Origin of the sequence: Nocardia vinacea (assembly GCF_035920345.1) — a bacterium.
Lineage (GTDB): Bacteria > Actinomycetota > Actinomycetes > Mycobacteriales > Mycobacteriaceae > Nocardia > Nocardia vinacea_A.
In genome coordinates this window covers 2,363,035-2,388,836 of sequence record NZ_CP109149.1, presented here as the reverse complement: position 1 = coordinate 2,388,836, position 25,802 = coordinate 2,363,035, and the positions used below count along the sequence as shown (strand labels likewise).

The 25,802-nt window shown below is 65.2% G+C and carries 25 protein-coding genes and 3 pseudogenes; 12 read left to right on the top strand and 16 right to left on the bottom strand.

Annotation, left to right across the window (positions count from 1 at the left end; all coding sequences use genetic code 11):
* Nucleotides 1-4 precede the first annotated feature (4 nt).
* The 4 genes from OIE68_RS11315 to OIE68_RS11300 form a co-directional block, all read right to left on the bottom strand.
* Nucleotides 5-1,084 (bottom strand): hypothetical protein, encoded by a 1,080-nt coding sequence (locus tag OIE68_RS11315; RefSeq protein ID WP_327099339.1) that lies wholly within the window; start codon nucleotides 1,082-1,084, stop codon nucleotides 5-7.
* Nucleotides 1,085-1,092: 8 nt separating this feature from the next.
* A complete protein-coding gene (locus tag OIE68_RS11310; RefSeq protein WP_327099338.1) occupies nucleotides 1,093-2,244 on the bottom strand; it encodes a DUF4331 family protein in 1,152 nt (383 codons plus the stop codon).
* 127 nt (nucleotides 2,245-2,371) lie between these two features.
* Nucleotides 2,372-3,715, bottom strand: coding sequence for a Dyp-type peroxidase (locus OIE68_RS11305; RefSeq protein ID WP_327099337.1), 1,344 nt, complete (start codon nucleotides 3,713-3,715; stop codon nucleotides 2,372-2,374).
* 56 nt (nucleotides 3,716-3,771) lie between these two features.
* On the bottom strand, nucleotides 3,772-4,347 hold the full coding sequence (locus OIE68_RS11300; protein ID WP_327099336.1) for a hypothetical protein: 576 nt from the start codon (nucleotides 4,345-4,347) through the stop codon (nucleotides 3,772-3,774).
* 499 nt (nucleotides 4,348-4,846) lie between these two features.
* Between OIE68_RS11300 and OIE68_RS11295 the strand changes: the two genes are divergently transcribed.
* Together OIE68_RS11295 and OIE68_RS11290 are read left to right on the top strand one after the other, a co-directional pair.
* Nucleotides 4,847-5,149, top strand: coding sequence for a hypothetical protein (locus OIE68_RS11295; RefSeq protein ID WP_327099335.1), 303 nt, complete (start codon nucleotides 4,847-4,849; stop codon nucleotides 5,147-5,149).
* Nucleotides 5,133-5,582: a hypothetical protein gene (locus OIE68_RS11290; protein WP_327099334.1), complete on the top strand. Its 450-nt coding sequence runs from the start codon at nucleotides 5,133-5,135 to the stop codon at nucleotides 5,580-5,582. Before OIE68_RS11295 ends, OIE68_RS11290 begins: the two co-directional genes overlap by 17 nt.
* A 286-nt stretch (nucleotides 5,583-5,868) precedes the next feature.
* Here the strand turns inward: OIE68_RS11290 and infA are convergent, their stop codons facing one another.
* Both infA and OIE68_RS11280 read right to left on the bottom strand, forming a co-directional pair.
* A complete protein-coding gene (infA, locus tag OIE68_RS11285) occupies nucleotides 5,869-6,102 on the bottom strand; it encodes a translation initiation factor IF-1 (RefSeq protein ID WP_327099333.1) in 234 nt (77 codons plus the stop codon).
* Nucleotides 6,099-6,869 (bottom strand): GNAT family N-acetyltransferase, encoded by a 771-nt coding sequence (locus OIE68_RS11280; RefSeq protein ID WP_327099332.1) that lies wholly within the window; start codon nucleotides 6,867-6,869, stop codon nucleotides 6,099-6,101. Before OIE68_RS11280 ends, infA begins: the two co-directional genes overlap by 4 nt.
* Nucleotides 6,870-7,361: 492 nt before the next feature.
* Here OIE68_RS11280 and OIE68_RS11275 point away from each other — a divergent pair, with 492 nt between their 5' ends.
* Together OIE68_RS11275 and katG are read left to right on the top strand one after the other, a co-directional pair.
* Nucleotides 7,362-7,766 carry a Fur family transcriptional regulator gene (locus OIE68_RS11275; protein ID WP_419150764.1) on the top strand — a complete coding sequence of 135 codons (405 nt, stop codon included), beginning with the start codon at nucleotides 7,362-7,364 and terminating at the stop codon, nucleotides 7,764-7,766.
* Between the two features lie 46 nt (nucleotides 7,767-7,812).
* Nucleotides 7,813-10,044 (top strand): catalase/peroxidase HPI, encoded by a 2,232-nt coding sequence (gene katG, locus OIE68_RS11270; RefSeq protein WP_327099330.1) that lies wholly within the window; start codon nucleotides 7,813-7,815, stop codon nucleotides 10,042-10,044.
* 73 nt (nucleotides 10,045-10,117) lie between these two features.
* Here katG and OIE68_RS11265 read toward each other — a convergent pair whose 3' ends face one another.
* The gene (locus OIE68_RS11265) at nucleotides 10,118-11,326 is read right to left on the bottom strand and encodes a metallophosphoesterase (protein WP_327099329.1); all 1,209 of its coding nucleotides are present in this window, start codon (nucleotides 11,324-11,326) and stop codon (nucleotides 10,118-10,120) included.
* 134 nt (nucleotides 11,327-11,460) lie between these two features.
* Here OIE68_RS11265 and OIE68_RS47050 point away from each other — a divergent pair.
* The 4 genes and pseudogenes from OIE68_RS47050 to OIE68_RS11250 form a co-directional block, all read left to right on the top strand.
* Nucleotides 11,461-11,592, top strand: a pseudogene (locus tag OIE68_RS47050) (BBE domain-containing protein); the annotation flags it as partial.
* 74 nt (nucleotides 11,593-11,666) lie between these two features.
* Entirely contained in the window at nucleotides 11,667-12,047 is a 381-nt protein-coding gene (locus tag OIE68_RS11260; RefSeq protein ID WP_040690485.1) for a BlaI/MecI/CopY family transcriptional regulator, read from the top strand.
* On the top strand, nucleotides 12,044-12,991 hold the full coding sequence (locus tag OIE68_RS11255; protein WP_327099328.1) for a M56 family metallopeptidase: 948 nt from the start codon (nucleotides 12,044-12,046) through the stop codon (nucleotides 12,989-12,991). The genes OIE68_RS11260 and OIE68_RS11255 overlap by 4 nt, the downstream gene beginning before the upstream one ends.
* Nucleotides 12,992-13,060: 69 nt before the next feature.
* On the top strand, nucleotides 13,061-14,173 hold the full coding sequence (locus tag OIE68_RS11250) for a winged helix DNA-binding domain-containing protein (protein ID WP_327099327.1): 1,113 nt from the start codon (nucleotides 13,061-13,063) through the stop codon (nucleotides 14,171-14,173).
* An 84-nt stretch (nucleotides 14,174-14,257) separates the two neighbouring features.
* On the opposite strand, the pseudogene OIE68_RS11245 reads toward OIE68_RS11250, so the two are convergent.
* Nucleotides 14,258-14,374, bottom strand: a pseudogene (locus OIE68_RS11245) (thioesterase family protein); the annotation flags it as partial.
* A 72-nt stretch (nucleotides 14,375-14,446) separates the two neighbouring features.
* Here OIE68_RS11245 and OIE68_RS11240 point away from each other — a divergent pair.
* From OIE68_RS11240 to OIE68_RS11230, 3 genes are read left to right on the top strand one after another with little or no spacing between them, the layout of a single operon-like run.
* Complete coding sequence (locus tag OIE68_RS11240; RefSeq protein ID WP_327099326.1) at nucleotides 14,447-14,938, top strand: helix-turn-helix domain-containing protein; 492 nt, start codon at nucleotides 14,447-14,449, stop codon at nucleotides 14,936-14,938.
* 25 nt (nucleotides 14,939-14,963) lie between these two features.
* Nucleotides 14,964-15,380, top strand: a complete 417-nt coding sequence (locus tag OIE68_RS11235) for an NUDIX domain-containing protein (RefSeq protein ID WP_327099325.1) — start codon at nucleotides 14,964-14,966, stop codon at nucleotides 15,378-15,380.
* 39 nt (nucleotides 15,381-15,419) lie between these two features.
* Nucleotides 15,420-15,917 (top strand): hypothetical protein, encoded by a 498-nt coding sequence (locus OIE68_RS11230; RefSeq protein ID WP_327099324.1) that lies wholly within the window; start codon nucleotides 15,420-15,422, stop codon nucleotides 15,915-15,917.
* Nucleotides 15,918-16,102: 185 nt separating this feature from the next.
* Here the strand turns inward: OIE68_RS11230 and OIE68_RS11225 are convergent, their stop codons facing one another.
* A complete protein-coding gene (locus tag OIE68_RS11225; RefSeq protein ID WP_327099323.1) occupies nucleotides 16,103-17,089 on the bottom strand; it encodes an HAD family hydrolase in 987 nt (328 codons plus the stop codon).
* A 69-nt stretch (nucleotides 17,090-17,158) separates the two neighbouring features.
* Nucleotides 17,159-19,516 carry an arylsulfatase gene (locus OIE68_RS11220; protein ID WP_327099322.1) on the bottom strand — a complete coding sequence of 786 codons (2,358 nt, stop codon included), beginning with the start codon at nucleotides 19,514-19,516 and terminating at the stop codon, nucleotides 17,159-17,161.
* A gap of 572 nt (nucleotides 19,517-20,088) precedes the next feature.
* Here OIE68_RS11220 and OIE68_RS11215 point away from each other — a divergent pair.
* Nucleotides 20,089-20,988 (top strand): formylglycine-generating enzyme family protein, encoded by a 900-nt coding sequence (locus OIE68_RS11215; protein ID WP_327101634.1) that lies wholly within the window; start codon nucleotides 20,089-20,091, stop codon nucleotides 20,986-20,988.
* A gap of 144 nt (nucleotides 20,989-21,132) precedes the next feature.
* On the opposite strand, the gene OIE68_RS11210 is transcribed toward OIE68_RS11215, so the two are convergent.
* The 6 genes and pseudogenes from OIE68_RS11210 to OIE68_RS11185 all read right to left on the bottom strand — a co-directional run bounded on the left by OIE68_RS11210 (nucleotide 21,133) and on the right by OIE68_RS11185 (nucleotide 25,727).
* The gene (locus OIE68_RS11210; protein WP_327099321.1) at nucleotides 21,133-21,741 is read right to left on the bottom strand and encodes a GTP-binding protein; all 609 of its coding nucleotides are present in this window, start codon (nucleotides 21,739-21,741) and stop codon (nucleotides 21,133-21,135) included.
* Nucleotides 21,722-22,096, bottom strand: coding sequence for a DUF742 domain-containing protein (locus OIE68_RS11205; protein ID WP_040690502.1), 375 nt, complete (start codon nucleotides 22,094-22,096; stop codon nucleotides 21,722-21,724). Before OIE68_RS11205 ends, OIE68_RS11210 begins: the two co-directional genes overlap by 20 nt.
* Nucleotides 22,093-22,488: a roadblock/LC7 domain-containing protein gene (locus OIE68_RS11200; protein WP_327099320.1), complete on the bottom strand. Its 396-nt coding sequence runs from the start codon at nucleotides 22,486-22,488 to the stop codon at nucleotides 22,093-22,095. The genes OIE68_RS11205 and OIE68_RS11200 overlap by 4 nt, the downstream gene beginning before the upstream one ends.
* Nucleotides 22,466-24,913, bottom strand: coding sequence for a nitrate- and nitrite sensing domain-containing protein (locus OIE68_RS11195; protein WP_327099319.1), 2,448 nt, complete (start codon nucleotides 24,911-24,913; stop codon nucleotides 22,466-22,468). The genes OIE68_RS11200 and OIE68_RS11195 overlap by 23 nt, the downstream gene beginning before the upstream one ends.
* Before the next feature lie 36 nt (nucleotides 24,914-24,949).
* A pseudogene (locus OIE68_RS11190) lies at nucleotides 24,950-25,229 on the bottom strand (ATP-binding protein); the annotation flags it as partial.
* A gap of 129 nt (nucleotides 25,230-25,358) precedes the next feature.
* On the bottom strand, nucleotides 25,359-25,727 hold the full coding sequence (locus OIE68_RS11185) for a DoxX family protein (RefSeq protein WP_327099317.1): 369 nt from the start codon (nucleotides 25,725-25,727) through the stop codon (nucleotides 25,359-25,361).
* Nucleotides 25,728-25,802: the final 75 nt, after the last annotated feature.

Genomic DNA, 25,802 nt, shown 5'->3' with positions numbered 1-25,802 from the left:
TCCGCTACGCCCTTCTCCTGCCTCCGGCCCGAGCACCGTCAACCGCACGCGTGGCACGAGAAAGGAGCTCATGGGCCCGTGGTGTCTGGCGGACCTCGAGATTCCTCCTCGCGAGCAGTAGTGCCCGATGGGGGTCGGCACCTGCGTCGAGCAAGAACTCCGCCGCGTGGTCGGCGAAGGCCTCGGGATGTCGCGCGACCAGTTCGTCGTAGCGGGCTGCCGCCCGGGCACGCCATTCACGAGCCTCTTCTACGCGGCCGACCTCGCTCAGTATGCGGGCGAGTTGTGCCGGGTAGTCGGGGTCGTCGGAGGAGATCGTCAGCGGGTGCAGCCGGGCGATCGCGGAGTCGGTCTCGCCGAGGGCCGCCTCGACTTCGGCCAGATGGCCTTGCGCGGGGGCGTAGGCCGGAAGGCGGCGATGCGCGGCGCTGAGCCAACTGTGCCCGCGTGGGAGGTTTCCCTGCGCGAGCCACATTTTGGCGCGCCGAAAGTAGAGCTGCGCCAGCGGAATCGGCGAGACCCCACGGTAGTGATCCCGACTCTCGTCGAATAGATGCTCGGCGGTGGCCACATCCCCGCTCTCAGCGCAGAGCGAAGCCAGCGCCGCGACAGAGGCGAAATCGGCTCGGCGTTTCACAGCCTCCCGCATGAATGTGAGGGCTTCGTCGTAGCGTCCGACCGCCTGCAGGATCGCGGCGTGTTCGGCATCCACCACGGGGGGATCTGCTCCGAGCCGCCGGGCTTTATCGAGGTCACCCAGCGCATCGGTGAAGCGATGGAATGTCGCCCGCGCCCGGGCGCGCGCGATGAGGGCTACGCCGTCAGCCGGGCGATGGTGCGTGAGCTGTTCGGCCCGCGCTTGCGCCCATTCGTAGTCTGCGATGCAACCGAGGATGTGCCCCCGCAGCGCCACGAGTTCAATGAGCTCGGCTCGACCACCCACGTCGAGCCCTCCCGCGAGGGCCATCCGCTGCTGGCCGTCGATCTGCGCTTGCAGATTCGCCAGCGCGAGAGCACCTGCCGTCGTTGGTAACTCGCCATCGATCACTCCGCCGGTTGCTGCCGGGTCGCTGCGTCTCGTCATCACCGTCCTCACCCGGACTTGTCAAGGGAAAGCTCGATCTTGGCCGGAGGGTTCAGTTCCGGGGGAACGAGATATGGGAAGGTGCGAGAGGCCCGGACTGCCTGTTGGTCGACACCGTCGCTGATCCGGGCGCCGTTCCCGGCATTGATCAGCGTCGTCACAATCGTGTCTCCGACATCGTCATTGAGGCTTCGGCCACCACAGCTCTGATGGCTGGCGCCGTTCAACAACGCCCGCTCGATCTCGAAGTAGCTATCCTCGGCATACGGCTTCGACACATCGATCACCATGAAATCGGCCAACAGCAGCTCGGTCAGAGGGTGGGTGCCGTGCGCGTCCGGCGGCCAGTCAATCTTGTGGTCGAGGCTATCCCAGAAGCCGAGATTCGCGTTCATCCGCGCCCGGTACGCACCAAGGTATGTCGGCCCCAGGTTGTATGGGTCCTCCTGGTTATACAGATCGCGAATATCCAGATCCCGGTTGACGGTATCGAAGTCCTTTGCGCCGAGGACGACGCTCTTCATCAGGGGGCGGCCGAAGCGCTCGAGACGGACCGTGATCGGCCCGGGAATCATCGTTTCGCCGACGACGGCAAACAGCGGTCCGGCGTCCGCCCCGAAAGTCGTGGCGATGTCGAGTTCGACGACGATGCTGAGGACGTTTTGGCGGTACTGCCTGCTGTCGCCGGGGCTGACAAACGCCAACTGTCGGGTCATGATCGTTTGCGCCGCCCTGACGCCGTCGAAGAAAAATGGATCCATCCGCCGTCCGGCAAAGGCGCGCAGGCCGTGAGCCTTTCCACCCTGTTCGTCGTTCACCCGGAAGGACGCGGTCTGGCCGGTTGAGGCGGTGCAGGTGCCTTCCTGCGCGAGCGGCGAGCCGGCCTGGTGCTCGACCGGGCCCGCGAAACGGAAGCTGAAGGTGTATTCCTTCTCGCCGACAACAAACGCGGGAGTGGTTCCGCGCGGGATCGTGACCGGCCGCAGTCGGAATCGGTAGTCGACCGCATCGGAAAACTGCGCGGCTGGTTCTGCGTTCGGAAACACGTTGAGCGCCAAGACCAGAAAGCCGGGCTGTTCCGGACTGGGGAAGGCGTAGACGTCGGTGATGTCCACAACGGGATCTGCTAAGGCCCGAGGCCCGGAATTATGGTCAGACATTTCTCACCAACTCCTGTAGACCATCGAAACGACTCTGGTAGAGCGCGATCTCACCCAGCGCAGGTGCCGGCCACCCCATCGGGAAGTGTAGGCGGGCCAGGGAGCGTGGGATCGCTGTGTTCCCTCGTCAGGTCTCGAGATCGGCCAACCAGTGCAGGGCGCGCAGGCCGGGCACGAAGAAATACTCGCCTCCCCGTGTGACGACGAAAGCCGGCAGACCCTGTAGCCGTCGGCGGATCGGCTGTTGAGGGATGGTGAAGTGATCGCTTCCGCTGTTCGCGCCCGCGATCGGGTCCTTATCGCCGACGGGGCCATGAAAGAACTGCCCCTTGTTCACCCACTCCGACTGGACGAACTCGAATTGCCGCTCCAAGTTCGCGCCGACAAAGACGAACGCCAACCCTCGTTCGGCACCATCGTCGTCGATGACCCCGGGCGGAAGCATCGGGCCGTAGCTGGTGCCGCGCCGGATCATGCGATGAAAACGCGCGAAGCCGCTGATGTCCGAGTCGCGCGGATTCAGACGTCGAATGTGCGAGCCGGCGGGTGTTTTCAAGCCCTGCGGATCATCATCCTTGTAGAGGAAATCATTGTTGAGTTTCGGGTCGGCACCCAGCTCGGGGTCATCGCGCATCGGACACAGCGCCAACGGTGCGCCGCTCTGCCAGCGCCCCATCATCTTTGCCGCCAGAAAGTCTTCCTCTTCCGGAGTCGAGGAGTTCGCCTTCAGATACTGGCGAAACGCCGCAACACGTTGGTGCAGCTTGCGAAAAGCGACATAGGTGCCGTTCTTACCCAGAACCTCGGGCCGCGGCATCGGAGACAGCTCATGCCGCTCATTCTCATAGCCCAGCAAAAACTCGCCCGCCTTGAGGGGCTTCTCTTGGGGGTTCGATCCCGGAATACCGCTGCCTTCAATTGCTGGATGACTGATGCCGTCCCGGAACCCGAAAGCTTCTTTCTCCGTGGGCAGCACGTGACAATCCAGGCTCCATAGAGCGGTGACCCCGGAGAGTTCCTCAAACGCCGTCCGGGCACGGGCGAGTACGGGCTCGAGCCGCGCCGCGTCGGGCGAGAGCGCGCTGAGCCCGACATGGACATCCGGGGTGCCAAACGGTTTCTCCCAGTTTTCGGGGGCGCTGTCACCGACATCCCCCAGCTCTGCCGCCCGCGCGGCCATGCCCTGCTGGAACGCCAGGGGGAAGCTGTCGAGCGAGTCCTGCGGAACACCCAGCGCCTCGAGGCCCCGGAAGCTGAGTCCGGCACTGACCCACGCCTGGCGGCTTGGATCCATCGGGCTCGTGGCGTCGGCGATCGCCGGAATCAGCCTGCGTAACAGCTCACGACCGGCGCGCCGGTCGTCGATGCGCAGCACAATATAGGCGCCGACATACGGCGAGGGCCGCGGATGTATGGCCCCGTTCTGGATATCGTCCAATTCGAGCATGACAGGCTCTTCTACTGTTGCCATGGATGCGTTCGCCTCCATAACCAGCGGCAGCCGCTAACCGGCTCCGCCGTGCGGGTTCAGCCCGCCGCTTCTTCCAGCAGCGGCTTCAACGCCGGGTGCTGGAGCGCCTGCGCGGCCTCGGGGTGGTCGAGCACCTGTTGGAACGCCTGCTGCACACGCAGCGCCTTGTCGATCTCTTGCACGGTCGCGTCGTTGGTATTGGCGAAGATATCGGCTTCCGTCTGGGTCTCGACCAGCCAATTCTTGAACGCCTCCCACGACATGGAGTCGTAGCCGCCTTCGGGTGCCTCCACAAGATGATTCATCCAGCCGAACTTGATCTGGCTCTTGTCGCCGCCGACGAGGGATGCGATGGCGTCGTCGAAGTAGGGGTCGAAATCCAAGTCGAAGCTGATCGTGATGAGAAGCCGCGTACCGTTGTCGAGGACCACATACCTGGCGTCGTGAACGCCGATCTTCTTATACATGTCCCGTACATCCCCCCGGCTCGACAGGCCCGCCGCAATCTCATCGATCACCTGCTCGGCATGTCCGGGCTTTATATGCCACAAGGCGCAATACTCGGTCACCGGCCCGCTCTTCTTGCCCTTTCGTGGCCGCCTGGCCGGCGTTGCCTGTTGCGCACTCGCCATGGCTATCTCCTTCGTAGTCGGTCACTTCTGACGTGTGACTCACCCTCGCCCGTCCGGTTCATGAACCAGACCAGCAAGGGATTTCGAAGTACCAGATCCTGATAGCCGGCAACGAGAACAAGGCCTCTCGTCACCAACGAGGGTCTCCGCCTGTGTGGAGCCGCCCGCCGTGATCGAGTCTTCCACATCGATCCGTCGCCCACGACGTTTCCCCCGACGTGAAGACAAAAGTCGCAACTCTCACGGATTCCCGCCTCCTCACAACATTTCCGCGTGGCGGGCCGGACTCCGTGGTGCCCAACGAACGAGACGGAACATTGACGTATCTGCCCCGGATTGGCCGAAGTGTCCGGAAAGTAGACCCGGCCCGGTCGCCAGCCGTATTCGGCGTCGGCGTGCATTTGTTCAACGCCATCAGCGGCAGGTGAGGACATGCGCGGATGCGTTCGGTCAGCACCGGATGAGGACTGTTGTTGTGTGTCGGGGCGACAATGGTCCTGTGACCGCAAGTGTCGAACCGCGGGTGTATGCCGAGCTGAACGACTTCGTGCCCTTGGCCGCGCGGTGCGCGGCACAGCTCCGGCCGATCCGTCCGCATCAGACCGTCAAAGACATCGTCGAGGCCGCAGGCATCCCGCACGCCGAGGTCGACCGCATGCTGGTGAACGGTGAATCCGTCGCCTTCGGCCACCACCCACGGCCGGGCGATCGGCTCGCCGCCTACCCGATAGTCGAGACACTGGTGCTTGCCGCGATATCGATAGGGTGGCTAGGGAGAGCGAAGCATGTCCGCGTTGGCTGACCTTGCCGTGGGGATCGCGCCGATCGCCGGTGGATTGGCTCTCGGTGCAGCGGTGGGATATCTGAGGGGCCCGGATGTCCGCAAGACGATCAAGCAGGATATGGAACTGCTGGACCGCCTACCTCCGGAGGAGGTGGAGCGGCGAGCCGAACTCCAACGGAGCATCGATAGTCGCATCGACGACCTGGTCGCGACCGTCAACCGATACCGGCCGCTGCGCAGAGCGGCCGCCTCCTATCGCGGCGGCTTGCGCGACATCCTGCTGTTTATCTGCGCGATTCTGTTTACGGGGGTCTGGTGGAGCGTCGATCACCATAAGGACAGCTGGCTACCGCTGTTCGTTGTTCTCATTTTGATTTCAGTGTGGGCGGCCGGCTATGTGTTCAGCGGTCTCCGCAGATCCCTACTCGGTTTCCGGCAAAGGGAGGACTGATCTACAGCACCGCGCCAGCCGGCACCACTGAGGTCCCCGGTTGCTTCCGGACAGTGCTCCTCGCGCCCACGACTGCCACGGTAACCACACGCCCATCGGCTATGAGCGCGCAGTCTGAAAGAGGTCTTACGCCCGGCACCAACCTTGTGACCAGCCAGTTCCTGCCATGATCTTGACCCAAGACAGCCCTTCGGTGTCGGAGGCCGACGCGGTATCGGCGGCCGGATGCAATCCGGCCGCCGTGTTTGTGTCGGGACGGAGCCGACTCGGCGGTGTCCCGGGCCGGCTACGTCCTGTACCGGAACACGATTCGGCCGCGGGTGAGGTCGTAGGGGCTCAGCTCCACCAGTACCCGATCATGCAGCATGATCTTGATGTAGTTCTTCCGTATCTTCCCGCTGATGTGGGTGAGCACCTTGTGCCCGTTCGGAAGCTCTACCGTGAAGGTGGCGTTGCGGAGGCATTCGATGACGGTGCCCTCTATTTCGATACCCTTTCTGCTCTTCGTCGCATCTGTCATCGCAGCACCAACTCCAGGTTGCTGCTTGCGCGTCGGGCTCCGATGCCCTCCAACAGTGCCGTGGCCGCTGTGTTGGATTCGTTGACTTCGGTTGACGCCGTGTCGATCCCGCGGTGGTGCAATGCGCCCAGCGTGTGGGCTAGCAGCGCCCGCCCGATACCGCGGCGATGCTGATCGGCCCGGACTGCGATCAGCCCGATCCTTGCCCAGTGACGGCGCTGCATCACCCGGACCAGTCCCACGTATCGATCGGGCTGTGCTGCCACCACATACTTCGACAGATCCAGCGGGGTGTTCCCGCTCAGGCGGGGCAACACCTCCGCCGGCATCTGCTGCCATCCGACAGCAGCCTCGACCTCGAGGCGTATCGCGCGGTCCAATGCACGCAGCGGACCCTGCTCCGCGTCACCGCCGACGACGATCGTGGTACCCGGAGGCGGGGGCGTCGCGTCGAGTCCGGTGACCCGCGGGTCGGTGCGCACGAGGTATTCCCACTCACGGCGCCGAGTCGTGAAACCGACTCGCTCCCAGCTGGATGTCAGGCCCACGTCGATCTCATCGACGACCGTGTACAGCGGGGCCGGAAGGTCCGTCAGCATCGCGTGGGCGAGCTGGTCGAAGACCGCGTCGTGCCAGGAGTCGATGCTGAGAAAGATCCGGCCGTCGGGGCGCCGCGAAGCGTCGCCGCAGCCCACCACCCGGTCGTTGTCCAGCGCGTGCCACTGCGTCAGCGCGGCCCGCGTGACTACTACGGTTGGCTCGCCCATACCCGCAGTTGAATGCTCAGAATTCATTGGTTGTCGCCTTTCGGGATTGCCTTGTCTCCCAGGCGCTCCCGGCGACGTCTACATCGTTCGCCCAACCGTGATGACGAGAGGGAGCTCCCACATCGATACAGCCTGCATGGGTCTCACCTCCTCGCGTGATGTCACGGTCTCGCCGAGGTTAGCAGTCCGAACATCCTCCCGACCAACCATTTTCCCGCGGACCAACTACGCAGGCCCGAGTGCACTCTTCTAGCCGTCTATCGAGTGTTGAGCACCGGTTGCTGAGCGTTGCCAAGTGCGGGGCGTGCGGATGGTCGAGGCCGGTCATGATGGCGCTGTAGACCTGGCAACCGCACCGCCGCGCCCCCACCTCGATACATACCTCTCGATCAGACGCAGCACCGAAACCCGAAACATCGGCAGGAATGCTTGACTCGTTCCAGAAAACGGACGAGACTCCTGGGCGTGCCCACGGACACGGAATTCCAGCAGATGCTGCGGGGAGTTTCGCTTCGCGTGACCGCTCCGCGTATTGCGATTTTGAGTGCGGTGCACGACTATCCGCACGCCGACACGGATTCGATCATCCGCGCGGTGCGATCTCGCCTGTCAGCGGTGTCGCACCAGGCGGTGTACGACTCGTTGCGCGTGCTCACCGCCGCGGGCCTGCTTCGATGCATTCAGCCGTCCGGCTCGGTCGCGCGGTACGAAACACGGGTCGGTGACAATCACCACCACGTCGTATGCCGGTCGTGCGGATCGATCGCCGATGTCGACTGCGCGGTCGGCGAGGCCCCGTGCTTGACCGCGACCGACGACCGCGGCTTCTCGATCGACGAGGCCGAGGTCATCTACTGGGGCCTGTGTCCCGACTGCGCCACATCGCACGCCGAATGATCGCGTCCTGATTGCAGCCCGCATACCCATTTCAGGAAGGAATGTCATGACATCCGACAGCCGCCCTCCCGCTCCTGAGACCGGAACTCGAAGCGCAAGCGAGAGCGAGAACCCGGCCATCCCATCCCCGACTCCGCAGACCGACCATCGCCCCCGCACCAACAAGGACTGGTGGCCCGAGCAGATCGATGTCTCGGTGCTGCACGCACATTCGTCCAAGGCCAACCCGCTGGGCGAGGATTTCGACTACACCGAGGAGTTCAAGAAACTCGACGTCGACGCTCTGAAGGCCGATGTCGCCGCGATCCTGACCGACTCGCAGGACTGGTGGCCTGCGGACTACGGCAACTACGGTGGTCTGTTCATCCGGATGAGCTGGCATGCGGCGGGCACGTACCGGATCGCCGACGGGCGTGGTGGCGGCGGTCAGGGGGCGCAGCGCTTCGCGCCACTCAACAGCTGGCCGGACAACGCCAGTCTGGACAAGGCTCGTCGGCTGCTGTGGCCGGTCAAGCAGAAGTACGGCAACAAGATCTCCTGGGCCGACCTGTTGGTGTTCGCCGGCAATGTCGCTCTCGACTCGATGGGTTTCCAGACCTTCGGCTTCGGTTTCGGCCGCCCCGATATCTGGGAGCCGGAAGAGGTGTTCTGGGGCCCGGAGGACACCTGGCTCGGCGATGAGCGCTACAGCGGTGACCGGGATCTGGCGAAGCCGTTCGGCGCGGTCCAGATGGGCCTGATCTATGTGAATCCGGAAGGGCCCAACGGCCGCCCGGATCCGGTGGCCGCCGCGCGGGATATCCGCGAGACGTTCGGCCGCATGGCGATGAACGACGAGGAGACTGCCGCACTGATCGTCGGCGGCCACAGTTTCGGCAAGACCCACGGTGCGGGCGATGCCGACCTGGTCGGTCCCGAACCCGAAGCGGCCCCGCTCGAGCAGCAGGGCCTGGGCTGGAAGAGTGCCCACGCGACCGGCAAGGGTAAGGATGCCATCACCAGCGGTCTCGAGGTCGTCTGGACTGCAAGTCCGACCAAGTGGGACAACGGCTTCCTGCAGAACCTGTACGGCTATGAGTGGGAGCTGACCAAGAGCCCGGCCGGGGCGTGGCAGTACAAGCCGAAGGACGGTGCAGGCGACGGGGCCATTCCGGATCCGTTCGGCGGGCCCGCCCGAACCCCGACCATGCTGACTACGGACCTGTCGCTGCGGGAAGATCCGATCTATCGGGAGATCACCCGCCGCTGGCTGGATCACCCGGAGGAACTGTCGGAGGCATTCGCCAAGGCGTGGTACAAGCTGCTGCACCGTGATATGGGACCGCTCAGCCGCTACCTCGGGCCATGGGTTCCCGGGCCGCAGCTGTGGCAGGATCCGGTTCCGGCCGTCGATCACGAACTGGTCGATGAACAGGACGTCACGGCGTTGAAGCGAAACGTACTCGACTCCGGCCTCTCGGTCGCGCAGCTGGTCAAGACCGCGTGGGCGGCCGCGGCGAGCTACCGCAGCACTGACAAGCGCGGCGGTGCCAACGGCGCCCGGATTCGGCTCGCACCCCAGAAGGATTGGGAGGTCAACGAACCCGCCGAATTGGCGAAGGTACTGCCCGTGCTCGAGCAGATCCAGCAGGAGTTCAACGGTTCGGCCGCCGGCGGCAAGAAGGTGTCGCTGGCCGACCTGATCATTCTCGCCGGGTCCGCGGCGGTGGAGAAGGCGGCCAAGGACGCCGGCCACGACATCACGGTGCCATTCGCACCCGGACGCACCGACACCACGCAGGAGAACACCGATGTGGAATCGTTCGCGGTGCTGGAACCGCGGGCGGACGGGTTCCGCAACTACGTGCGGTCCGGTGAGAAGGCTCCGCTGGAGCGTCTGCTGCTCGACCGGGCGTACATGCTCGACGTGACGGCTCCGGAGATGACGGTACTGGTCGGCGGCCTGCGCGCTTTGGGCGCCAACTACGACGGCAGCAAGCACGGTGTGCTCACCGAGCGTCCAGGCCTGCTGACAAACGACTTCTTCGTCAACCTGCTCGACATGCGCACCGAGTGGAAGGCGTCCGAGTCGGCGGAAAACGTCTACGAAGGTTTCGACCGGTCCTCCGGCCGGCCCAAGTGGACGGCCACCGCCAACGACCTCATCTTCGGCGCACACTCGGTGCTGCGCTCGGTAGCCGAGGTTTATGCGCAGCAAGACGGCGCGGAGAGGTTCGTGAACGACTTCGTCGCCGCGTGGGTCAAGGTGGTCGACAACGACCGGTTCGACCTCGCCTGATCTCGACCGGGCCCCATCCGGAGATTCGATGGGGCCCAGTCGGTCGTGGGAGGTGTGGCAGTACCGTAGCGTGTCACGCCTGTTTCGACGCCAGCTCGACAACGGTGATATCGGAGGGGGCGCCGACCCGGACCGGAGGTCCCCACGCGCCCGCCCCGCGGGTGACATAGAGCTGGGTGTCTCCGTAGCGCTCCAGGCCTGCGACGGTCGGATTGGCCAGGCCCGCAAGGTAATTGCCGGGCCATAACTGGCCGCCGTGGGTGTGGCCGGACAGTTGCAGGTCGACGCCGAACTCGACCGCGTCGTGGATTTGCACCGGCTGATGCGCCAGCAGCACCGCGGTACGCGCGAGATCACGGTCGCCGAGCGCGGCGGCGAAGTCCGGCCCCTGCCCGATACGTTCGCCCTGAATATCGTTGACCCCGGCCAGGTCGAAATACGGCAGCTCAGTGCGGCTGTTCGCCAGCAGCCGCAGTCCGAGTTCCTGCACATGCTCGATCCACTGCTCGGCACCGGAGAAGTATTCATGGTTGCCGGTGACGAAATAGGCGCCGTGTCGTGCGCGCAATCGCGCCAGTGGTTCGGTGGCCGAGCGCAGGTGTTCGACGTTACCGTCGACCAGATCGCCCACCACGGCAATGAGATCCGGCTGGGTGCCGTTGATCGTCTCGACCACCCGCTCGGCGAATCCGCGGCCCAGAATCGGACCGAGATGAATATCGCTGACCACGGCGATCCGGTAGCCGTGCGCGGCGCGCGGCAGATTGGCCAGCGGCACCGTCAACTGCTTTACTCGCGGGCCGGTCAGCGCGCTGTGGGTGCCGTAGCCCACCGTGGTCACCGCCGCCAGTGTCGCCGCAGCGCCCACCGCTCGAGAGACGAAGAGCCGCCGTGAAACCGGCGCGGGATGATCTCCGGCCGCAGTTTCCGCAGCGTCCTCGGCCGTCCTCGAATGCGCAATCCAACGCCGGAAAAGCGGCCGCACCAGCTCACCCACCAACAGCCACAGCACGAGGTAGAGGAAGAGCGCGCCCCACATATAGCCGGGCCAGGCGATGATCTGCGTGATCAGAAATGGAACCCCGGCCGATTCGGACGCAAATGCACCGATCAAAAGTGCTGTCCCCGCGACGATCACCCCGGTCCCCACCCGGCGAGCGATCGACCCGCGCTCGGTCGTATCCCATACGAGCCGCCGCCACAGAAACCAGTGCACGCCAACCACTCCCAGCACGCCGACTACCGCACCAATGACGACTCCAATAGCGATCACCACGTCCACGGCAGCACTCTATGTTCAGTCGGGGACAAGGTGCGGATAGTGCTGACCGGCGAGTGCGTAGAGCGGAGACTGCGCGGCGGCGCGGGCAGCTCATCGGGTCGATGCAAGTGAGAGCGCCGAGAATTGGACGATGAGCGTTGGATCGGGAGTGCGAGTACTACGGTGCCGGCCGCGAGTGGCTACGTCAGGTGAAGGCCCGATACGATCCGGAGAACGTCTTCAGCTTCGAGCAGAGCGTGCCGCTATCGAACGAATCTACGGTATGACTACGTAGCAACAAGCCGAGCCAGCTACCCTGGGACGTCAGAGATGTCCAGTAGTTGATGAGGGAGTCGGCATCGTGCGTGGATTCGGGGATTTGGAGGCGGTGATCATGGACCGCATTTGGGATCGGGACGCGGAGACCACAACGGTCCGCGAAATCTTCGACGAACTGGCCGCCGAGCGCGGTATTGCCTACACCACGGTCATGTCGACCATGGACAATCTGCACCGCAAGGGCTGGTTGGCGCGCGAACGCGCGGGCAAGGCATATCGATATTGGCCGACGCTGACCCGCGAGGAACACAGCGCACGGCTCATGCTCGAGGCACTGGGTTCGGGCGGGCGCTCGGATCTGGTGCTCAGCCATTTCGTCGATCGGATCAGTGAGGAGGAGTCGGCTGGACTGCGTGCCGCGCTGCGCCGCCTGACCTCACGCAAAACCCCAGAGGCGCCGTGAACGTAGCCGTCAGCCTGATGATCTACGGCAGCCTGGTGGCCACCTTCGGCCCGACCGTGCTGCGCGGACTGACTCGGCGCGGTGTCGCGCCCCGGCTCGGGGTGCTCGCGTGGCTGGTCGCGATCGCGGGCGCACTGGGTGCGTGGGCGATCGCGGCCGCCATGCTGATCGTCGAATTCGCCACCTACTGGCATCCCATCGATACGCTGCGCGACAGCTTTGACGCGCTGGCGACGCCGATGCGCCTGCACGGTGGCCTGCTCGTCCAATTGGGCACCCTGACCTGCGCGGCGCTGGTCGCCGTCGCGCTCCTCGGCATCCTGGCACACGTCGCACAGGCGATGCTGTACATGCGACGCAAAACCATCGCGCACGGACGCGCCGTCCGCATGGTCGGTCGTCGCGTGCCCGGCGTCGGTGCGGTCGTGCTGGATTCGCCGGAGCGCCAAGCCTATTGCGTGCCCGGACGGCCCGACACCATCGTCGTCACCAGCGCGGCTGTCGACGCGCTGACCGACGAACAGCTCGCCGCGGTGCTCGCCCACGAGCATGCACATCTGAGCGAGCGGCATGCCGGACTGCTCCGATTCCTGCGCGGCATCGCGATCACGTTGCCCGGGATGCGTCTGGTGACCGACGGGGTGCACGAAATCGGCCGACTACTCGAGATGTGCGCCGACGATACGGCGGCGCGCACGCACGGCCGGGAGCCGCTGCTCGGAGGCCTGCTCGCGATCGTCGGCGCGACCGAACCGCCCCCGACGGTCGCGCTGAGCGCAGCGGCAACTGCCGTACTGGATCGGGCCGAGCGCTTGGTCGCGCCGGTCGGCGCGGTGCGTCGCGCGACGAACCGGACCGCATTGCTCGCCGTGATGGCGGCGACCGTAGTGGGTCTTCTCGAGATCGCGGTCGGAGTACTGTTCTGCAGCACAGTGCTGGGATGAATCCGGTACTGCACCGGACCCGGTAAGGGGTTGGGTCTGGTCGGTCGGCAGAACAGAGGAGGGGCATAGGTGCACGTCACCTGGGATCAGGTTTTCGCTTGGCGGCTGCGCAGGCAATTCGTCGCGTCACCCAACGATGTCGGGGTCGCCCAGATCGTCGAGCGGCTGTGCGGTGTGCAGGCCCAGGTGACCGCGGCCGCGGATCTCGCGGTGGCGCTGCGGCGCAGTAAACCCGATCCAGGTGCCCTATCACCGGAATTGGCGGCGGGCACCCTGATGAAGACCTGGGCCATGCGCGGAACTCTGCACGCGCTCGCCCCCGATATGGCGGCAGCGATCCTCTCCTTGATCGGGTCCGCCCGCACCTGGGAAAAGCCCGCTTGGCAGCGCACTTTCGGGGCGTCGCCGGCGGAGGTCGCGGCGCTGGCCGATGCGGTGGCCCAGGTGCTCGATGGCGTGGTGCTCAGCCGCGACGAACTGGTCGAAGCGCTGGTCGCCGAACCCGCATTCCATCGGCTCGGCGAGGAATTGCGCTCCGGCTGGGGTGCGCTGCTCAAGCCGCTGGCCTGGCAGGGGGCACTGTGTCACGGTCCCGCGCAAGGCAATCGGATCACCTTCACCAGCCCGGCCCATCTGATCAACGGTTGGCGCGGCCTACCCGAACCCGATGCCGCCGCACCCTTGGCTATTGCCGGCTACCTCGGCGCGTACGGCCCGGCGACACCGGAAACCTTCGACGCTTGGCTCAGCCGCAACAGTCTGAAGAAGACGACGGTGCGCCGGTGGTTCTCGGAACTCGGGGACGCACTCACCGAGGTCGATATCGCGGGCAGGCGCGCCTACATACTCACCGAACACGCCGACGAACTGGCCGCCACCGAACCGACCGGCACCTCGGTACATCTGCTGGGCGCTTTCGACCAATACGTCCTCGGACCGGGCACGGGCGACACCGAACTACTCCGCACCGAACATCGCGCCCGGGTGAGTCGGGCAGCGGGTTGGATCTCTCCCATCCTGGTCATCGGCGGCCGTATCGCGGGCACCTGGGAGACCACCGCCGACGATCTGTCGGTCACCACCTTCGACGGCTCGCTACCCCCGACCCGCGACCTCAAAGCCGCCGCCGACCATGTCGCCGCAGCCATGGGTCACACCGGATTCACCGTGCACGTGGCGTAGTAACCACACCTGGTCATGATCACCATGCGTGGGTGGGGCCCTATCTCCTGCGCCGCGACAACAGAAGTCACGACAGTTCCCGATTCAGCCGAGGACTCGGCGGGTTTGCCGGGCAGAGGCGATCAGTGCGCCGCCGCGATCCCAGATAGCGATGTCGTCGACTGACCAACCGCCGCCGGTACTGACATTGGTCGCGCGGACGAGGACCGGCTGTTGGGGAAACGAACCGTTAGGCTAGTGAGTTCTTTGAAGCAACCGACTATGCTGAGGCTCATGCGCAGGACCAGCTTCGACGAGATGAACTGCTCGGTCGCCCAGTGTCTGGAGGTGGTCGGCGAATGGTGGACGCTGCTGATCGTGCGCGACGCACTCTTCGGCGTGACCCGCTTCGACGACTTCCGCGCGCGTCTCGGCATCGCGCGCAATGTGCTCACCCAGCGCCTGGAACACCTCGTCGCGCACGACATCATGGTCAAGGTGCCCTATCAGGAGAATCCGGTCCGCTACGACTACCGGCTGACCCCAAAGGGCCGCTCACTCTGGCTCGTCGTCAATACCATGCGGCAATGGGGTGACCAGTGGGCCGCACCTGACGGCCCGCCGGTGCAGGCCGTGCACGAATCCTGCGGTAAGACCACGGTGATCGAACCGGTCTGCGCCGAATGCGGCGAGCGGGTACGCGGGCAGGACCTGCGCCCCGTCGATGGTCCCGGCGCGGCGGGCGGGCGCTCCATCCTGCCCGCCGACCTCCAGCACGCCCATTGATCGATACGTCCATTAGGCTGCGGCGGTGGCGGATGGGCGAGTGCCGAAGCTGATCGACACGGTCGCGTGGGTACGCATCGAAGACGGCCGCATCCTGTGCGCGCGCCCGAAGGGCAAGGACATCTTCTACATTCCGGGCGGCAAACGCGAGGGCACGGAGTCCGACCTGCAGACGCTGCTGCGTGAGATCGAAGAGGAACTGACCGTCGCGCTGCTCCCGGAATCCGTCGCCCACGTCGGCACCTACGAGGCCGCACTGCATGGACCGGCCAGCGATGTGGTCGTCCGGATGAGCTGCTACACCGCCGACTACCGCGGCACCCTCGCGGCCAGCAGTGAAATCGAAGAGGTCGCCTGGTTCTCCTATGCGGATCGCGCGCTGGTGCCGCCGGTCGATCAGTTGCTGTTCGACGACCTCGTCGATGCGGGCCGATTGGCCTGAGGTGCCCGCGCATCGGCTGCGCGGGATACGGTCGATGACATGACCACGGTTCACTCACTGTTGCGTTGGGCCGCATATGCGTTGGTTGCGCCAGTGATCGGTCTCGGCCCCATAGCGAGCCGGTTTCGGGTCCCTCGCCGGTTGCTGGGCATTTTCATCGCGCCGCGAGATTCCTTGGCAGTGCGTGCAGTCATGCATTCGGTGCTGGCCGGTGTGATCGGCCTGCTGACCTGGTTTCTTGCTTTCCTGGCAACAATCGCGGCGGTGCGCGGAATCTGCTATCCGCTCATCGCGGACAACGATCTCGAGCACTCGTGGGGTGGTCCGACGCTGGCCGGGGCCTGGGCGGTACACGCACTGCTCGGGGTTGGGCTACTGCCCGTATGGGGACTGGCGCTGGCCGGACTCGGTGCGGTGCAGGTGCGTCTGACCCGCCGGCTGCTCGGTCGGCACGGCCCGTGGTGGCCGATTCCGGTATCACTGCTGCTGGCCGTCGGTGGCGTGCTGCTCTTCATTTCCTGGTTGCATCAAGCCTGAATGCGCGGAAGGAACTACCGGTCGTGCTGGCGCTGATGCCACCGCGCATCGGGCCGACACCCGAACTGCCTGCGGTGGCGAACAGGTATTGATGCATACGTTCGCCACTCGGATGGCCACGGCGGCGGGGTCCGGCTGTGGATGTTGATCGGTATCGGGCCGGGACGCTGGCGGGTCGGGATCGGTCAGAACACGGTGGTCCAGTCGTCCTTGATGCCGACTACCGTCCATCCGTTGTTGCGGGCCAACTGGAGAGCCTGCTCGGCGCCCGCGACGTAGTCGAACTCGCGGTCGGGGTCGTCGTGCAGCAGCAGCAACCGCAACGCGGGGCGGTTCGGCTGTTCGGAGAACTGCAGCATCGGGATGTCCCCGTTGCTGTTTCCCGCTGCCAGCAGAGGCCTCCTACCGACACGGTTCCAGATCTGCACCGGCTTCTCGGGACCGTCGTCGAAGACATCGGCCTTGGGCTCGCGGACGATGGTGCCGCTGTATCCGTCGTCCTTCCAAGCCAGCGATACCCCGCTGCCGATGACCCGTTGCCGCGGGATTCCATACACGTCCTGGCTGATCGGCCGCATGAAGTCGCGGCCGCCGCCGGAGACAATGTAGTTGTGGAACCCGTTGGCGGCCAGGTATTTCAGTAGTTCGACCATCGGCGCGTAACTGCACGCCAGGTAGTCGCGGTCGAGGGTGGGATGTCGGGCGGTGCGTAGGAACGTGTCGGCGTGGGCCTCGAACTCTTCCACGCTGGTTTCGGCGAACGCCGCCAGGACACCGGCGGCCAGCACTTTCAGCTGACTGTCGTCGCCGTGGTAGTGCTTGGTGATCACGTCGTTCAGCCACCCGTAGTCCTTGGTGTAGGCGGCCTGCCAGGGCTGGCGGGTGCGCAGGGCCTCATCCTGCTCGGCCATCACGACCAGGCGGCGTAAGACGAAGTCGAGTTGGATCGGCATCGGCTTCTCACACCACAGGGTGCCGTCGTTGTCGAAGACCGCGATCCGGTCCTCCGGCGGGACTTCGTCGGGACCGCCTTCGGTGGTCACCCGATCGACGAAGTCCACCACTTCCTGTTTGCTGACGGAGTCCCTCCAGCTCGGAAGCGGATCGCCGGCTGGTGCAGTGCGCTGCCAGGTGAGACGGGCGTCAGTCTCGGTCTGGTCATGTGTGGTCATGGCATCACTCCTCGCACCAGGTGCTGCCTGTCTTCTACTTTCCGCAACGCCTGGTGGTCGTCCGTGCCGTTACTCGCGCGAGAGCATGGCGACGGCTTCGCGTTCGAGGTCGACGAACGGTTCGCCGCTGACGTCGACAGCGACCCGGTGTAGGGTCCCGCCGGTGAGGGACCAGGGTCGTGTTCCGGGGTAGTCGTCGGTGACGGCTTCGGCGTTGTCGCGGCCCGCGTGGAGGCCCTCCCCGGCGATGCTGAATTTGCCGGGCTGGGTGCGGATTCGGCCTTCACCGACTTTGCGGTCGCCGTAGTAGAGGCTCAGGACTCCGCGAGCGGTGCCGGGCGGATCTTCGCTGTCCTTGTCGAAGGAGGCGGCCAGGATCAGGTTCTGGCCGGGGGGTAGATCTTCGGTCGCGATGATCCGCTGCTCCTCGCTGCCCAGGAAGTTGTAGACGTAGTGCAGCCGGTTGTCCTTGATATAGAGGGCGTGCCCGCCGAACCGGCCGCCGTGCGAGAACAGCACACCGGAGGCGTCCGGGCCGGGCAGGTCGACGAGCGCTCCGATCGAGTAGGAGCGGTTTCGGATGTTGACCGCGACCGACTCCGGTACCTCCGCGCCGCCCGGCCGGTACACGTAACGGTTGCGCGGCGGTGTGAGCTGGGGGCGGGAGGTGGTGAGAATTTCGACGGCCGAGCGGTCATCGAGCGGGAATGCCTGGTTGGTCCCCGCTTCGTAGAACCACAGGCCGATGAGTTCGGCGAGCTTGCCCGGTTCCTCGGCGGCCAGGTCGTGCATCTCGGAACGGTCCACCTCGGTGTGGTAGAGCTCCCAGGTGTCGTCGGGGAAGTGGCTCCAGCCGCTGAGGGTGGGGTGGGTGGTGACGGCTTTCCAGCCGTCGTGCCATATCCCCCGTCCGCCGAGCATGGAGTAGAACTGCGAGTGCTTGGCGGTCGGAATGTTGGCCGCGTCGAAGCTGTAGCGCATGCTCACCCCCTGCAGCGGCACCTGAGCGTGGCCTTTCACCATGTCGGGAAGTTGGATTCCGAGACAGTCCAGCAGAGTTGGCACCAAGTCGACGGCGTGGTGGTACTGGTCGCGGATCTCGCCGTGGGCGTTGATCCCGGCGGGCCAGGAGATCAGGCACGGATCGCAGGTACCACCGTTGAACGAGTACCGCTTCCACATCTTGAAGGGGGCGTTGAACGCCACCGCCCACCCGTTCGGGTAGTGGTTGTAGGTCTTGGGACCGCCCAGCTCGTCCAGTTTGGCCAGGTTCTCGGCGAGGTCGTCGGGGACGCTGTTGGCAATCTTGTTCTCGTTGACCGAGCCATCCGGTCCGCCCTCGCCGCTGGCCCCGTTGTCGGAGACCACCACGATGATGGTGTTGTCGAGTTGCTCGATGCGTTCCAGGTAGTCGAGCAGGCGGCCGATCTGGTCGTCGCAGTGGGAGAGGAATCCCGCGTACACCTCTGCCATGCGGGAGAACAATCGCTTCTCGTCATCGGCGAGGGTGTCCCAGGGGCGGGTGTAGTCCAGCGGCGGGAACGGCTCGCCGTCGGGTCCGCTGCGGGTCTCGGGGGTGCCGATCGGGTTGAGTGGCGGCAGTTCGGTGTTCTCGGGGACCAGGCCCATCTGCTTCTGCCGGTCGAGGTTTTCCGCGCGCATTGCCTCGTATCCCGCGTCGAACCGGCCGCGGTAGCGTTCGATCCATTCGCGGGGTGCGTGGTGCGGAGCGTGCGCGCAGCCCGGGGCGTAGTAGAGGAAGACCGGACGATCGGGGGCGATGGCCTTGACGTCGTCGATGTATTCGATGGCTCGGTCGGTGATGTCGACGCTGAGGTGATAGCCCTCCTCCGGTGTCGACGGCTGCTCGACGGGATGGTTGTCGTGCACCAGATCCGGATACCACTGGTTGGTCTCCGCTCCGAGGAATCCGTAGAAGCGCTCGAACCCACGGCCTACGGGCCAATTGCGCTTGGTGGACGCCAGATTCATCTCGTCCTCGGCGCACAGATGCCATTTGCCGACCATTGCCGTGCTGAAGCCCTGCTCGACCAGAACCTCGGCGAGGGTGGCGCACTCCGGTGGGATGTGGCCGTTGGCTCCCGGGAATCCGACCGCGCACTCGCTGATGCAGGCCATGCCGTTGGTGGTGTGGTTGCGGCCGGTGAGCAGACAGGAGCGGGTCGGGGAGCACAGCGCGGTGGTGTGCCACTGGCTGTAGCGCAGGCCTTTCGCGGCTATCCGATCGATATTCGGCGTCTCGATCGGACCGCCGTAGCAGCTCATGGCACCGAACCCGACGTCATCGAGCACGATGTACACGACATTGGGCGATCCCGATGGCGCCTTCGGCTGCTCGTAAGGGCCCCAGTCCGGGACCGAATCGCGGATATCGAGGTTGACCACACCGCGGAATGGGATTGCCATGGGCGTTCTCCTCACAGATAGACCCCCGATGGGTAGACCCCCGGACCGAAATCTAGGCAGCCGCGGATACGCTCACTTCACCCACGACGGGTGAGAACGAGGTCAGGCGTCGAACTGCGGCCCTCGCCTCGAAGGCGAGTTGCCCTGCGGCGCTTCAAATACCGTCGCCCGGTCGTTCCTGATGCTGACCACCGTCCAGCCCTGCGCGTCGGACAGTCGACCGCCTGCTCGGCGCCGCTACGTAGTCGAACTCGCGGTCGGGGTCGCGATTCAGCACCAGTATCGGCAACGACGGCCGACCCTGTGGACAGGCTTGACGATACTCCGCAGGCTCGGCCGATGCCGCGATAACCACCAGGATGCCGGATGCGGAATAGGACCGCCGCGGTGATGAAATCGAATCACATACCCGGATTTTCGTCGGCGGTGGATAGTTGGACAGTATGAGTGGAGCAGCGAACGGGCTACAGCACAGTGATCATCGTCCGGATTCGAGCCGCGCGACGGACAGCGGTGCCAGGAATTCGCCGACCACCCCTACCCGGTCACCGGCACCGGGCGGGCACGAGCGGATGGTGTGGATCGAGGGCGGCACGTTCACCATGGGCTCGGACAGCCACTATCCCGAGGAGGCGCCGGCACACCGGGTGTCGGTCGGCGGATTCTGGATCGACCCGCGTCCGGTGACGAATACCGAATTCGCCAGATTCGTCTCCCACACCCGCTACGTCACCGTCGCCGAGCGGGCGCCGACGGCAGCTGACTACCCCGATGCCGATCCTGATCAGCTGGTCGCGGGCTCGTCGGTGTTCGTCAAGCCGGATCGTCCTGTGCGCATGGACCGCCCGTATCAGTGGTGGCATTGGGTTCCCGGTGCGAATTGGCGGCATCCGCAGGGACCGGGTACCTCGATCCGGAAGCGGCCCGACCATCCGGTGGTGCACATCGCGTGGGACGACGTCGCGGCATACGCCGACTGGGCGGGTAAGGACGTACCGACGGAGGCCGAATGGGAGTACGCCTGCCGAGGGGGTTTGGAGGGCGCCGAGTTCGCGTGGGGTGACGAATTCGAGCCGGGGAATACGGTGATGGCCAACACCTGGCACGGCGAATTCCCGTACCACAACACGCGGGTGGATAGATTCGAAGGAACGTCGCCGGTGGGTTCCTTCCCTGCGAACGGATACGGCCTGGTGGATATGGTCGGCAACGTGTGGGAGTGGACCCAGGACTGGTACACCGCGCACCAGAGCCAAGCGCATGCCTGCTGTGTCGCCGTCGATCCGCGAGGCGGCACGGAAGAAAACAGTCGCGACAGAGCGCAGCCGCGCATCGGCCGCCGCGTCATCAAGGGCGGCTCACACCTGTGCGCCCTGAACTATTGCCGGCGGTACCGACCCGCGGCCCGAATGGCCCAGGCTGTTGAGACCTCGACCTCACATCTGGGTTTCCGGTTGATCGTTCGATCGTGAATCGATCCGGATCGACGGACTGCGTTCCGCGTTCAAGGGCATCAGAAATGAGCACCGACATCACTGAGCTGGAACCGCACGACAGCCTCGCCGCAGTCCGGGTCTTTCTGGCCGACAACGGCTTCGAAGGTCCCTTGGCCACGATCAGGTGGCGACAGGAGCCCGCCCGGCCCGTTCGATGAGGTGCTGTACCAGGTTCAGCAGTACTTCTTTAGAGGAGGTGCGGTCGCGGGCGTCGCAGAGCATGACTGGGATGTGGGGGTCGAGGTCGAGTGCGTCGCGGACTTCGTCGATGGTGTAGACGGGTGCGGCTTCGAAGCAGTTGACGGCGACGAGGAATGCGAGTCCGCGGCGTTCGAAGAAGTCCACGGCGGCGAAGGAGTTGCTCAACCGGCGGGTGTCGGCGATGACGACGGCCCCGAGTGCGCCGCGTGAGAGTTCGTCCCAGAGGAACCAGAATCGGTCTTGGCCGGGTGTGCCGAATAGGTAGAGGACGAGGTCGTGGTCGATGGTGATGCGGCCGAAGTCGAGGGCGACGGTGGTGGTGGTTTTGTGTTCGACGCCGGATAGGTCGTCGACTCCGGTGGAGACCTCGGTGATCAATTCCTCGGTGCGCAGCGGTGCGACTTCGCTGATCGAGGACACCATGGTTGTTTTGCCGACGCCGAATCCGCCGGCGATGAGAATTTTGACCGAGGCCGCGAGCTGCGGTGTCGCAGCTGGCCGGGTCGGGTCAAAGTTTTCGGATGCCATCCAGTACCGCTCGCAATATGTTGAGATCGCCGGGTCCTGCGTCCGGCTGCACCGGTGCCCGGAAGATCAAGTGGCCCTCGCCGATCAGATCGCCGACGAGAATCTTGGTGACTGCCAAGGGAAGTTTCAGATACGCCGCCACCTCGGCGACCGACTGCGGTGCGCGGCACAGTCGTACGATATCCGCGTATTCCGGGTCGGTCCGCCGCAGGGTGGGCGGCGGATCGGCCGTGACGACCACGGTGAGCATGTCCAGGTCATGGCCTGCCCCCATCACCCGCCCGCGGGTGACCGCGTAGGGCCGGACCAGCGGACCGGCCTCGTCGTCGAACCATTGCCCACCGCCGTGTGTCATGGCAAACGCGCTGGGGTGGATAGGTAGGTGCCGACGCGTTGGACGGTGACGTTCATTTCGTAGGCGACCATGCCGAGGTTGGCTGTTTCGGTGGCTTGTAGTGCGAGGCAGGCGTTGTCGCCTGCGGAGGTGACGAACAGTACGGCGCGGTCGAGTTCGATGACGGCTTGGCGGACTCCGCCGCCGTCGAAGCGGGCGCCGGCGCTACGGGCGAGGCCGTAGAGGGTGGAGGACATGGCGGCGAAGTGTTCGGCGTCTTCGCGGGTCATGGCGGTGGAGCGGCCCAGCAGTAGGCCGTCGGTGGATAGGACTACGGCGTAGCGCACGCCGGCCAGTCGATCGACGAGGTCGTCGAGGAGCCAGTTGAGATCACCGGGGCTGGAAGAAGTCACCGTTGCCTTCCTGTTCATCCGAGGGATTGCCGCTCGGTCCCTGATAGGTGCCGAATTGCTCGGCGGCCGCCACTTCGGGCAGCACGGCATCGGGGACGGCGCGGCGGCCCTGCCTGGTCCCATTTTCGATGGCGGACATCAGATCTCGGGCCTGCTCCGCGGAGCGCTCCCGCTCCTGCGACTCTTCGGCTTCCGGCTCGACCACGGTCGGCTGCGTCAACTGTGGTGCGATGCTGGCCTGCCGGTTCCGGCGCGGTAGCGCGGGCCTGGTATCCGCTGCGGTGGGCTGCGGCGCCTCGAACGCAGGGCGCGGCGCCGATGACTCGATCGCGGGCGATGCCAGCGCAGGTGCGGTGAGCACGGCGGACTCGGTTTCGGCGCCACCAAAGGGAGAGGAGTCGACGAAGGGGACCGGGTGCCGTCGTCGGCGCGCCGATTCCAGCTGCTCGGAACCCGTTGTCAGCGCGGCTGGTTCATCGGCGAGCAGAGCCGACGGGATGAGCACGATAGCGCGGATGCCGCCGTAGTCGGATTCCGTCAGCCGGATCGACACCCCGTGCCTGGTGGCCAGCTGTGCGACCACGAACAGTCCGAGGCGGGAGTCCGACGACAATGCCGCGACACCGAAATCCGGTGGCTTGCGCAGCATCTCGTTGACCCGGGCGATCTCGGACTCGGCCATGCCCATCCCCTGATCGCTGATCTCGGTGACCACGCCCTTCCCCACCACATTGCCGCTCACCTCGACCCGCGACTGCGGCGGTGAGAAGGAGGTCGCATTGTCGACCAGCTCGGCGAGCAGGTGGATCAAGTCGGCCACCACCGCCCCGTGTACATGGGTTTCAGGCAGCCGCGATACCCGCACCCTTGCGTAGTCCAGCGTTTCGCCGACCGCGCTGCGCACCAGGTCGATCAACGGCACCGGATTGCGCCACTGACGGCCCGGCTGACCACCGGCGAGGATGATCAGGTTCTCGGCATTGCGGCGTTCGCGAGTGGCGAGGTGATCGAGCCGGAACAGCGTGTCCAGCATGACGGGATCCTCTTGGCGCTCTTCGGCCTTGTCGAGGATCTCCAGTTGCCGGTGCACCACGATCTGGCTGCGGTGCGCGATATTCAGAAAGACCGCCTTCACGCCCTCACGGGTGCGTGCCTCGGTCACCGCGCCCGCCACGGCCGCGGCATGCGCGTGCTGGAAGGCCTGGGCCACCTGGCCGATTTCGTCGTGACCGTAATCCAGTTCCGCTGATTCGGCCTCCGGATCAATGAGCTCACCCTCGCCGAGCCGACGCATCAGCTCGGGCAGCCGCTCATCGGCCAGCGCGAGGGTTTCACCGCGAAGCCGCTCGAGCCGGTTGATGACTCGGTTGGCCAGCAGGATCGCGATCAAGAATGCCAGCAGGCTGACCACGACGACACCGCCACCGGCCCACGCGGATCGCGCGGTGGCATCGTCGGCCTTCTCCTCGGCCAACTGCTGCGAGTACTTGCTCTGGGTGATCCACACATCGATCAGGCCGCGGTTCACCTCGGCGGCGGCACTGTGCCACTCCTGGGTGCTCAACGGCAAGGCTGGCGGCGTCGCCTGTTTGGTAGTGCTGCTGGACGAACTCGACGAGCTGGAGGTGGTACTCGTCGCTGATGTATTGCGTTGGGCGAGCGCGTTTTCCATGGCGGTCAGCTGCTGCCAGGCCTGGCTAGTCGTCAGCGTCTGCAGGCTCTCGCGCTGCGTGCGGTCCAGTTCGCCTGCGAGATTGGCGGCCTCGGCGTGATAGAAGCCGATCTCGCGCAGGAACTCCTCCATCGGAATGGGGGTCGGCCCGTTCGCATTGGCGATCATGCCCGCGAGCGCGGTGCTGCGCGACATCGCCTCGACCACCAGGAAGATCCGCATACTGTCGGCGATGTGCACGCCGATCTCGGCATCCGGTGCGCTCTGCTCGGCTAGCTCGGTGCCGAAGGTGAAGATGTCGAGCAGCCTGTTGTAGAAGTTGTATGCGTCGGGGACTGGCAACGTCCCGGCATCGGTCAGCGTGCGGACCTGTGTCATCGACGCCGTGAGGGTGGTGAAGTTCGCGGCGTTATCGCCGATCTTCGAATCGTCCACCTCCCGCAATCCGGCCGAAGCATCGAGCAGCCCCTTCAGCGCGCTGTCGAGGCGCATGCGGGCCGCGCCCAGGGTGGGGGTGAGCGTCTCGTCGCCGGTTAGCGCGGCCAGCGTAACCGCACGTTCGCCTTGGACAGCCTCGAGCAATTCGCGGGCCGCGGGTATCGCCTGCTGATTCTGTGCCGCCCAGTCCTTGGCTTTATTTCCCTCGGCAACCAGATATCCCGCCGCGCCCACGCCGACCACGAGCAGAGTCAGGCTCGGCACGAGCGCGATCGCCAGAATCCGCGTTCGGACCCCGAGCCTCGCTCTGAACATCGCCATAACCTAAACCAGTTGTGACCATTTCGTTGCTCATGTCCCGCTGAGCGGGACTCGAGTTGACATACCCGTCCTACTTGCGCTGGCCCGTTCGATGAGATGCTGGACCAGCGTCAGCAGGGTTGTTCTTGCAGGACTGGCGGTTTCGGGCGTCGCCGAGCAGTACCGGGATGTGGTCGTCGAGGTCCAGGGCGTCGCGGACCTCCTCGACTGTGTAGACCGGTGCGCCGTCGAAGTAGTTGACGGCGACCATGAACGCCAGTCCGCGTCGTTCGAAGAAGTCCACGGCGGCAAAGGAATTGCTCAACCGGCGATCAATTCCTCGGTGCGCAGCGGTGCGACCTCGCTGATACCGGGCCACGCGAACCCGTGCTCTGCCTTTGAGCGCTTCGTCGACCCGCGTGCGCATGGAGCGAGCCCGGTGTGGGCTCAATTAACGCGGTCACAGGCCGGCGAATCGGCCGATGGCGACCAGTACGGCAATGATCAGGATCGTCGTGGTGATCGCGATGTTGCGGGGCTCGCGCAGACGTATGTGCGAGCTGATCGCACCGATCATCACCACGGCGAAACCGACCGCCGCCAGCGGGGTGAGCACCGGCGCGATCCCGGTCCACCACGGCACGATAATGCCGATGACACCGAGCAATTCGGCGTAGGCGGTCAAGCGCACCACCGTCTTCGGGTACACCGCGACACCCGTCTGGCCCATCTCGACCAACTTCTCCTTGGATTGTGTGGATTTCGCGATCCCGGATGCGGTGAACACGACGGCCAGCACGATCTGTCCGATCCAGAGTGCGATATTCATGGTTCCTCCCTCGATGGGGTTCAGGTGCTCATGAGACAAATCAGCTCTCGCGAACGTGACAGTTTCGGTCGAATA

Coding starts and splice junctions, on each gene's coding strand:
- OIE68_RS11315 (WP_327099339.1), bottom strand. CDS start 1,084: ATGACGAGACGCAGCGACCCGGCAGCAACCGGCGGAGTGATCGATGGC.
- OIE68_RS11310 (WP_327099338.1), bottom strand. CDS start 2,244: ATGTCTGACCATAATTCCGGGCCTCGGGCCTTAGCAGATCCCGTTGTG.
- OIE68_RS11305 (WP_327099337.1), bottom strand. CDS start 3,715: ATGGCAACAGTAGAAGAGCCTGTCATGCTCGAATTGGACGATATCCAG.
- OIE68_RS11300 (WP_327099336.1), bottom strand. CDS start 4,347: ATGGCGAGTGCGCAACAGGCAACGCCGGCCAGGCGGCCACGAAAGGGC.
- OIE68_RS11290 (WP_327099334.1), top strand. CDS start 5,133: ATGTCCGCGTTGGCTGACCTTGCCGTGGGGATCGCGCCGATCGCCGGT.
- infA (WP_327099333.1), bottom strand. CDS start 6,102: ATGACAGATGCGACGAAGAGCAGAAAGGGTATCGAAATAGAGGGCACC.
- OIE68_RS11280 (WP_327099332.1), bottom strand. CDS start 6,869: ATGGGCGAGCCAACCGTAGTAGTCACGCGGGCCGCGCTGACGCAGTGG.
- OIE68_RS11275 (WP_419150764.1), top strand. CDS start 7,362: ATGCTGCGGGGAGTTTCGCTTCGCGTGACCGCTCCGCGTATTGCGATT.
- katG (WP_327099330.1), top strand. CDS start 7,813: ATGACATCCGACAGCCGCCCTCCCGCTCCTGAGACCGGAACTCGAAGC.
- OIE68_RS11240 (WP_327099326.1), top strand. CDS start 14,447: ATGCGCAGGACCAGCTTCGACGAGATGAACTGCTCGGTCGCCCAGTGT.
- OIE68_RS11230 (WP_327099324.1), top strand. CDS start 15,420: ATGACCACGGTTCACTCACTGTTGCGTTGGGCCGCATATGCGTTGGTT.
- OIE68_RS11225 (WP_327099323.1), bottom strand. CDS start 17,089: ATGACCACACATGACCAGACCGAGACTGACGCCCGTCTCACCTGGCAG.
- OIE68_RS11220 (WP_327099322.1), bottom strand. CDS start 19,516: ATGGCAATCCCATTCCGCGGTGTGGTCAACCTCGATATCCGCGATTCG.
- OIE68_RS11215 (WP_327101634.1), top strand. CDS start 20,089: ATGGTGTGGATCGAGGGCGGCACGTTCACCATGGGCTCGGACAGCCAC.
- OIE68_RS11210 (WP_327099321.1), bottom strand. CDS start 21,741: ATGGCATCCGAAAACTTTGACCCGACCCGGCCAGCTGCGACACCGCAG.
- OIE68_RS11205 (WP_040690502.1), bottom strand. CDS start 22,096: ATGACACACGGCGGTGGGCAATGGTTCGACGACGAGGCCGGTCCGCTG.
- OIE68_RS11195 (WP_327099319.1), bottom strand. CDS start 24,913: ATGTTCAGAGCGAGGCTCGGGGTCCGAACGCGGATTCTGGCGATCGCG.
- OIE68_RS11185 (WP_327099317.1), bottom strand. CDS start 25,727: ATGAATATCGCACTCTGGATCGGACAGATCGTGCTGGCCGTCGTGTTC.